This is a genomic window from Streptomyces sp. NP-1717 (assembly GCF_022695985.1).
GTDB lineage: Bacteria > Actinomycetota > Actinomycetes > Streptomycetales > Streptomycetaceae > Streptomyces.
Window position 1 is genome coordinate 1 of record NZ_JAAPBF010000304.1, and the last position, 6,783, is coordinate 6,783.

The window sequence follows — 6,783 nt, forward strand, 5'->3', positions numbered from 1 at the left end:
ACGCCCACGCCGGGGCTCTGTGGCGGCGCTTCTCCATCTACCTCCGCCGCGAGATCGCCAAGCGCGCCGGACTCACCCAACGCGCCTTCCGCCAGTACGCCCGCGTCTCCTTCGCCAAGGTCGCCGAGTACCAACGACGCGGCGCCGTCCACTTCCACGCCGTCATCCGCCTCGACGGCCACGACGGCGGCAACACCCCACCCCCGGCCTGGGCCACCCCGGAACTCCTCACCGACGCCATCGAATCCGCCACACGAGCCGCCTCCGTCGCGGGCCCGACCCTCGACGGCCACGCGCACCGGTTCACCTTCGGCCGCCAGCTCGACGTACGGGTCATCCGCTCCGCCGACTTCGCGGGCGGCACCGAACTCACCGACCGCGCCGTGGCCGGCTACATCGCCAAGTACGCCACCAAGGGCGCCGAGACCGCGACCGGCACCCTCGACCACCGCATCCGGCTCTTGGCCGAACTCGCCCACACCGACCTCACCGACCACGCCCGGCGCCTGGTTCGCACCTGCTGGGACCTCGGCGCCCGCTCCGACCTCGGACACCTCCGCCTGCGCGCCTGGGCCCACATGCTCGGCTTCCGGGGCCACTTCTCCACCAAGACCCGCCGCTACTCCACCACCCTCGGCACCCTCCGCCAGGCCCGCGCCGAATGGCAACGCCTCCAAGCCGCCCTCGCACGCGGCGAAGACGCCCACGCCCCCACGCCCACCACCCTCGTCCTCTCCCGCTGGGACTACGCCGGAACCGGACTCACCAGCGGCGAAGCCTGGCTCACCGACGCACTCGCCCGAGACCAACAGCCCACCAGCGAAACCGCCCGAGAAGCCTCACACGACCAGAACGCCCCGGAAGGAGCCACCGCATGACCACCGCCACCGCCGAGCTTCTGACCGTGCCCGAGGTCATGACTCGACTCAGGCTCGGACGTTCGACCGTCTACGACCTGATCCGCTCGCGTCGACTGACCTCCATCACGGTCGGGCGTTCTCGCCGCATCCCTGCCGACGCGGTCCGCGATTTCATCGCCCACGAGATCGAGGAAGCTGCCTGATGGGCTCCCAGCGCAAGCGCAACCCCAACGGTGCGGGCACGATCACCAAGCGCAAGGACGGCCGTTATCAGGCTGCGGTCTACGTGCTCCAACCGGACGGCACCCGTGCCCGCAAGTTCGCCTACGGCAAGACCTGGGCCGAGTGCGACGCCAAGCGCCGAGATCTCCTCGCCAAGGTCGACCAGGGCGTACCTGTCCCCACCCGCTCGGACAGGCTGTCTGAGTGGCTGCCCTACTGGCTGGACAACTTCGTCAAGCCTCGGCGGAAGCTCAGCACCTACGACAAGTACGAGGCGCATGTGCGGCTCTACCTCGTACCCATGATCGGCACGAAGCGGCTCGAATCCCTGGGCGTTGCGGACGTCCGGCGATTTCTTGTCCAGCTGGAGAAGAAGACCACTGCGGCTACCGCCAAGGAATCGCACCGGGTGCTGCGCACTGCACTGACGGCCGCCTGCCGTGAGGAGCTGGTGAGCCGGAACGTGGCAAGCCTCGTTGAGCCGCCTCGGGCCAAGTCGCGTGAGCTGAGCCCTTGGTCCCTCGACGAGACGCTGGATTTCCTTGCCGCCGCCCGGAAGGACCCGCTGTACGCGGCCTTCGTTCTTGCCGTAGCCATGGGACTTCGGCGGGGTGAGATCGTAGGCCTTCGATGGGGCGACATCGACCTGGAGAAGCGCGTTCTCCACGTCCGGCAGCAGACGCAGCGACGGCGCGGCGTTCTCTACAACGACGACCCCAAGGGCCGCCGCCGTCGAGCCGTGCCGCTTCCTGCGATGTGCATTGCGCCGCTTCGCTGGCACCGGATGCGCCAGGCCGCTGCCAAGCTGCGCGCGGGGGAGTCATGGGACGACGGCGGGTACGTCTTCACCACCCGGAACGGGCGGTCGGTCGAGCCGCGCAACGTGTACCGCTCGTTCACTCGAGTCGCTGGCTCTGCCGGCATCCGCGTCGTCCGGCTGCATGACGCCCGCCACGGTTGCGCCACCCTGCTTACCGCAGCCGGGGTCGCTCCTCGCGTCGTGATGGAGATCCTTGGGCACAGCCAGATCAGCATCACCATGGACGTCTATACCCACGTCGTCCAGGACACGCAGCGCGAGGCGATCAGTCACATGGACCGGCTGCTCAAGAGGCGTCCCGGCCCTCAGTGACCGTGCTCGTTGATGTCAGAAGTGGATGTCAAAGGGCACCTGCGGAGATCCGTAGGTGCCCTTTTCCCATGTGCCCCCGGCAGGATTCGAACCTGCGACACCCGCTTTAGGAGAGCGGTGCTCTATCCCCTGAGCTACGGAGGCGGGGTGGTGCTTCCAATCCGGAACAGGGTAGCGGATTCGGCGTCTGTCGGTGGTCGTCGGGGTCTTGGTGTGGGGTGGCAGGACGATTTGGGGGTTGGTCGGCAGACTGGAGAGGGGTGGAGAGGTTGGGATTGGTCAGGGCTGTTTATAGTCAAGGTTACTGACTACTTGCTGGGAGGCTGTCATGCCCACCATCGAGCTCACCCGGTTCCGTGTGGAGCCCGGCCGGGTCGATGAACTGCTTCGTGCCCGGTCCGGCATGCTCGCCGACTTTCGGGCCGATCGGGCCGGGTTTCTGGATGCCCGTCTGGTGCGGCTGCCCGACGATCAGTGGCTCGACATCGTGACCTGGCGAAGTGCGGAGGACTTCGCCGCCTCCCGGGCCAAGGGCGCCAACCTTCCCGGTGTCAGTGCCTTCTTCGCGGCGATCGCCGAGCTGATCAGTGCCGAGGAGGGCACCGAACCCGGGATCGAGGAGCTCCGGTGATGCGCGCCTCCTGGTACGACCGGCAGGTACGGGTACGGGTCGGGGTGTCCGGGATTCATGTCGGGAGCCTGGGGAAGCGCCAGGGCGTACTGCGGCGTGGTGCCGCACGGTGACGATGCCGGTGTGGCCGCGAGCCGCGTGGTGGAACGGGTCCGGATGTGCCGTGCGCCGGGGGGATCAGCGGGCACCGCGCTGTCCTGGCCGATGGCGCCGGTGGGCACGAGCGCGACGTCCATCCGGCCCTGGATACGGCAGGCGGCGTACTCCCCGGAGACGTACGCACGGCTGCGCGCGGTGAAAGGCGTCCACGACCCCGGGAACGTATTCCGTCTCAACCAGAACATCCGGCCCCGGCAGAGTTTCCTGACGGGGCCGGAACCGACAGCGGAGGCGCGGGGCTCAGGAGGTGGCCAGGGGTGGGATGTTGTGGTTCACCCGCAGCCTGTTGTCGGGGTCGTACGCCGCCTTGAGCCCTCGCAGCCGCTCGTAGACCGCCGGGTCGTACGCCGCGAGGGTCCTCTGCTCGGTGGCGTCCGCCGGGGCCAGCAGGCCGGGGTGTCCGCGCCGGCTGAGCCAGGGGGCCATGCGGTCGACGAGTTCGGCGCCGGGGGCGGCGTACGCGGCCACGTCCTCACCGGGCGGGACGAAGGCGAGGCTGAAGAGGGCGTAGGCGGCGTCGCGGGTCCCCACCGCGTTCCACGTCGCGGGACGGGCAGCGTACGCACCACCGAGGTGGCGGAGGTCGACCAGATTGAGTGAGCTGCCGGACCCGGGCCCGACCGCGTCGAGAAGGGCGTCGACCGTGTCCTGGGTCAGCTCGTCCAGCATCCCGAAGTGCTCGACCGCGGTGGTCGGTTCGGTCGGGTCCATGCTGATGGCGGCGAACTCCGAATAGGGCATCTCGCCGACCGTGTCCAGCAGCGGTGTGGCGCAGGCGCGCAGCGGCGCGACCAGCCGTTCCCCCTCGGAGGCCGGGCCGACATGGGAGATGCGCACGCAGACGGCGAGCTTCCCCTGGAGGAAGGGGGGAAGCGCAGGCAGGGGCGGCAGGTTGAGGAAGACGAGCCCGGAGCTCATCTCGTCCGGCGCCGACGCGGTGAAACGCCGGTACTCCTCAAGGACCGCCCGGGCGTCGTCGCCCGAGAAGAACAGCGCGCCCGCGTAGAGGCGGGTGACCGGGAAGAGCGCGAACTCCATCGCGGTCACGATGCCGAAGTTGCTCTTGCCGCCGAGCAGCGCGCCGAAGAGTTCCGGTTCGTCGTCCGGGGTGACACGGTGCTCCTCGCCGTCGGCCGTCACGACGTCCATGGCGGTCACATGGTCCGACGCCCAGCCGTATGCGCGGCCCATCGTCGGGCTGACGCCGCCACCGAGGGTGAAGCCGACGACGCCGACGCCCGGCGACGAGCCGACGAGCGGCGCGAGTCCGTGGGCGGTGGACTCCTCGACCAGCTGCCCGAAGCGGACACCCGCCTGGATCCGGGCAGTCCGTCTCTCCGCGTCGATCACCACGTCCGACATCCGGCGCGTGGAGATCAGCACGGTGTCGTGGCTCGCGCCGAGGGACGGGCCGTGGCCCGTGTTGAGGACGGCGACGGGGAGACCGTGGGCGCGCGCGAACCGCGTCGCCGCCACCACGTCGGCCACGCACGTCGCACCCACCGCGACCCCGGGGTGGTGGGCCACGGTCCCGTTGAACACCGCGACCTCCGCGTCGTAGCCCTGCGATCCGGGGGTCAGTACCGGGCCGTCGACGGTCTGTGCGAGAGCGTCCAGTTCACCGGCCCAGTCTCCCCGCCGGGGAGGTTCGGGGGATCCATCGTTCTCCGAGGCCGGATTCATGCCCGTGACTTCTTTCTCTCGGTACGGGACGGAAGTTCGCCGTCCGTCCGTTCGTATGTGCCGGAGTGAGGGGACCGTGCCCGCCCGGAAATGATTTCGTCACGCCGGTCCGCGAACAGATCGTGTGAGCGCCGTCTTTCACCACGGACATTCCGAAGAAGCGGCGGAGTCGGTCGGCAGCGCTGAATTCTCGTGCGAATGCGGCGCGCTCGGGAGTTGTATCCGGGAGTTGTATCACCGCCACGATCGAGGAGGGAACGCGACGCACCGACCGCCCCCGCCCGGGGGTGCAGGTTCCGTTCCGTGCCCCGTACCCCGGGCGGCCGGGCGCCGCCCGCCGGGCGGCACGAAGGGCCCCGCCGGTGAACTCCGTTAGACTCCCGCGGATGCCGGGAAGGCATCTCGGGGCGACAGGGGCGGGGGAAAGCGGAACGTGAGCCGCGCGGAGCGCAACGTCGCCGAGCCCGATCTGGGGACGCTGGCGGGCCGGCTGCTGTTCGCCGTCCAGCGTGAACTCTTCTCCGGTCTCCACGCCCAGGGTTTCGACGACATCAAGCCCCGGCACGGCGCCGTTCTCGCTTACATGGAACTGCCGGGCGTCCGGGCAACGGAATTGGCACGGCGGTCCGGTCAGCACAAGCAGGTCATCGGCACGCTGATTGATGAACTCGCCGCTCTGGGTTATGTCGAGCGGCGGGACGATCCGGCGGACCGGCGGGCCAAACTCGTGTGCCCCACGGAACGTGGCCGGGCCCAGATGGCGGTGGCGGACGAGATCATGGCTCATATGCAGGCCCGGCATGAACAGCGCCTCGGCCCGGACGTCTACGCCCGGTTCAAGAGTGTCTTCATCGATGTGGTCGACCACCAGGGCGCCCGCGCTCCCGGGCCACCGTCGTGAGCATGGCCGCGACCAGGGCGGCCGCGATGAGGCCGGTGACCAGGACGGGGCCGGGCGCGAACGTGGCCGCCAGGATCCCGAGTACGGCCACGGTCCACAGCACGTCCAGCGTGCGGGACGGGTCCGCCTTGTGGCTCAGTACCCGGAGCACCGCCGCGTAGAGGGCGACGGGCACCGTGTACGTGGCGGCCGCCGTGGTCGGCCCGATATCGGTGTGGCCGCCGATGTGTTCGATGTTCACGGCCAGACCGGCGCCCACCGCCGCCGCGGAGCCGAACACGAGGTAGTGGCCGTAGCCCCAGCGCAACGACGTTGCCAGTGAGGTGAGTTGGACGGGGACGTCGTACGTGAAGTACAGCCACCACATGGCGTAGACCGTCAGGATGCCGCCGATCGCGAGTGGGGCGATGCTGCCGAAGGACGCGTCCGTGTCGAGGGCGGTGCGGACCGCCACGGTGGAGGCGGTCACCGTCTCGCCCAGCACGATGAGGGTGAAGAGACCGAACCGTTCGGCGATGTGCCGGGGGTGCCAGACCGTGTGCGCCGGCTGCTCCGCCCAGAGCGGGACGGCGAGTTCGAGCGCCGCCAGAACACAGAAGGCCGCCAGACCGCCCTCATGGGCCAGCGCGAGCCGGCCCACCCAGCCGATCTGAACGGTGAGGATCGCGGCCGCGTAGCGCAGGCAGCACCGCCGCCGGTCGGGATCGGAGTACGCGGCGCGCAGCCACTGGGCGACCATGGCCAGCCGCATGATGACGTAGCCCAGCGTGATGACGGTGAAGTCGGAGTCCTCCAGCGCCTTCGTCACACCGGCGGCCAGGGTGAGCGCGCCGGTGATCTGGACAAGGGTCAGCAGCCGGTAGAAGACGTCGTCGGTGTCGTAAGCGGAGGCGAACCAGGTGAAGTTCATCCACGCCCACCAGATCGCGAAGAACACCGTCGCGTAGCCGACCACCCCGTGGCCGATCCGGTCGATGACGACCTCGTGCTCGAACGCGCCGGCGGCCTGCGCCACCGCGACGACGAAGCACAGGTCGAAGAAGAGTTCCAGAGCGGTCGACGTGCGGTGCTCCTCGTCGGCGCTGCGTGAGCGCATCGGCCGGTACCAGGTCCAGTTGCGTCCCACGGGGAGCGGCTGACTCACGAGGCTTCATCCCTGACCGTTCTGAGGAAATTCACCCGACTTTAGATCACT

Annotated in this window: 7 protein-coding genes, 1 tRNA gene and 1 pseudogene; 6 read left to right on the forward strand and 3 right to left on the reverse strand. The window is 69.3% G+C overall.

All coding sequences use genetic code 11. The features are described from left to right. From GXP76_RS32770 to GXP76_RS32780, 3 genes are all read left to right on the forward strand, one after another. On the forward strand, positions 1-878 hold an 878-nt coding region (locus GXP76_RS32770; protein WP_374363466.1), incomplete at its 5' end, for a replication initiator. Further along, complete coding sequence (locus GXP76_RS32775) at positions 875-1,063, forward strand: helix-turn-helix domain-containing protein (protein ID WP_242575259.1); 189 nt, start codon at positions 875-877, stop codon at positions 1,061-1,063. The genes GXP76_RS32770 and GXP76_RS32775, both read left to right, overlap by 4 nt. Further along, positions 1,063-2,214 (forward strand): site-specific integrase, encoded by a 1,152-nt coding sequence (locus tag GXP76_RS32780; protein ID WP_242575260.1) that lies wholly within the window; start codon positions 1,063-1,065, stop codon positions 2,212-2,214. The genes GXP76_RS32775 and GXP76_RS32780 overlap by 1 nt, the downstream gene beginning before the upstream one ends. A 71-nt stretch (positions 2,215-2,285) precedes the next feature. On the opposite strand, the gene GXP76_RS32785 is transcribed toward GXP76_RS32780, so the two are convergent. Continuing rightward, a tRNA-Arg gene (locus GXP76_RS32785) sits at positions 2,286-2,358 on the reverse strand. A 184-nt stretch (positions 2,359-2,542) separates the two neighbouring features. On the opposite strand from GXP76_RS32785, the gene GXP76_RS32790 reads away from it, so the two are divergent. Then, positions 2,543-2,845 (forward strand): putative quinol monooxygenase, encoded by a 303-nt coding sequence (locus GXP76_RS32790; protein ID WP_242575261.1) that lies wholly within the window; start codon positions 2,543-2,545, stop codon positions 2,843-2,845. A gap of 204 nt (positions 2,846-3,049) precedes the next feature. Continuing rightward, positions 3,050-3,181, forward strand: a pseudogene (locus GXP76_RS32795) (BBE domain-containing protein); the annotation flags it as partial. 63 nt (positions 3,182-3,244) lie between these two features. Here the strand turns inward: GXP76_RS32795 and GXP76_RS32800 are convergent. Next, positions 3,245-4,687 (reverse strand): FAD-binding oxidoreductase, encoded by a 1,443-nt coding sequence (locus tag GXP76_RS32800; RefSeq protein WP_242575262.1) that lies wholly within the window; start codon positions 4,685-4,687, stop codon positions 3,245-3,247. A 433-nt stretch (positions 4,688-5,120) separates the two neighbouring features. Between GXP76_RS32800 and GXP76_RS32805 the strand changes: the two genes are divergently transcribed. After that, on the forward strand, positions 5,121-5,588 hold the full coding sequence (locus GXP76_RS32805; RefSeq protein WP_242575263.1) for a MarR family winged helix-turn-helix transcriptional regulator: 468 nt from the start codon (positions 5,121-5,123) through the stop codon (positions 5,586-5,588). On the opposite strand, the gene GXP76_RS32810 is transcribed toward GXP76_RS32805, so the two are convergent. Beyond that, positions 5,536-6,684, reverse strand: a complete 1,149-nt coding sequence (locus tag GXP76_RS32810; protein ID WP_242575264.1) for a low temperature requirement protein A — start codon at positions 6,682-6,684, stop codon at positions 5,536-5,538. The two genes, GXP76_RS32805 and GXP76_RS32810, sit on opposite strands and share 53 nt — an antisense overlap. Positions 6,685-6,783 lie beyond the last annotated feature (99 nt).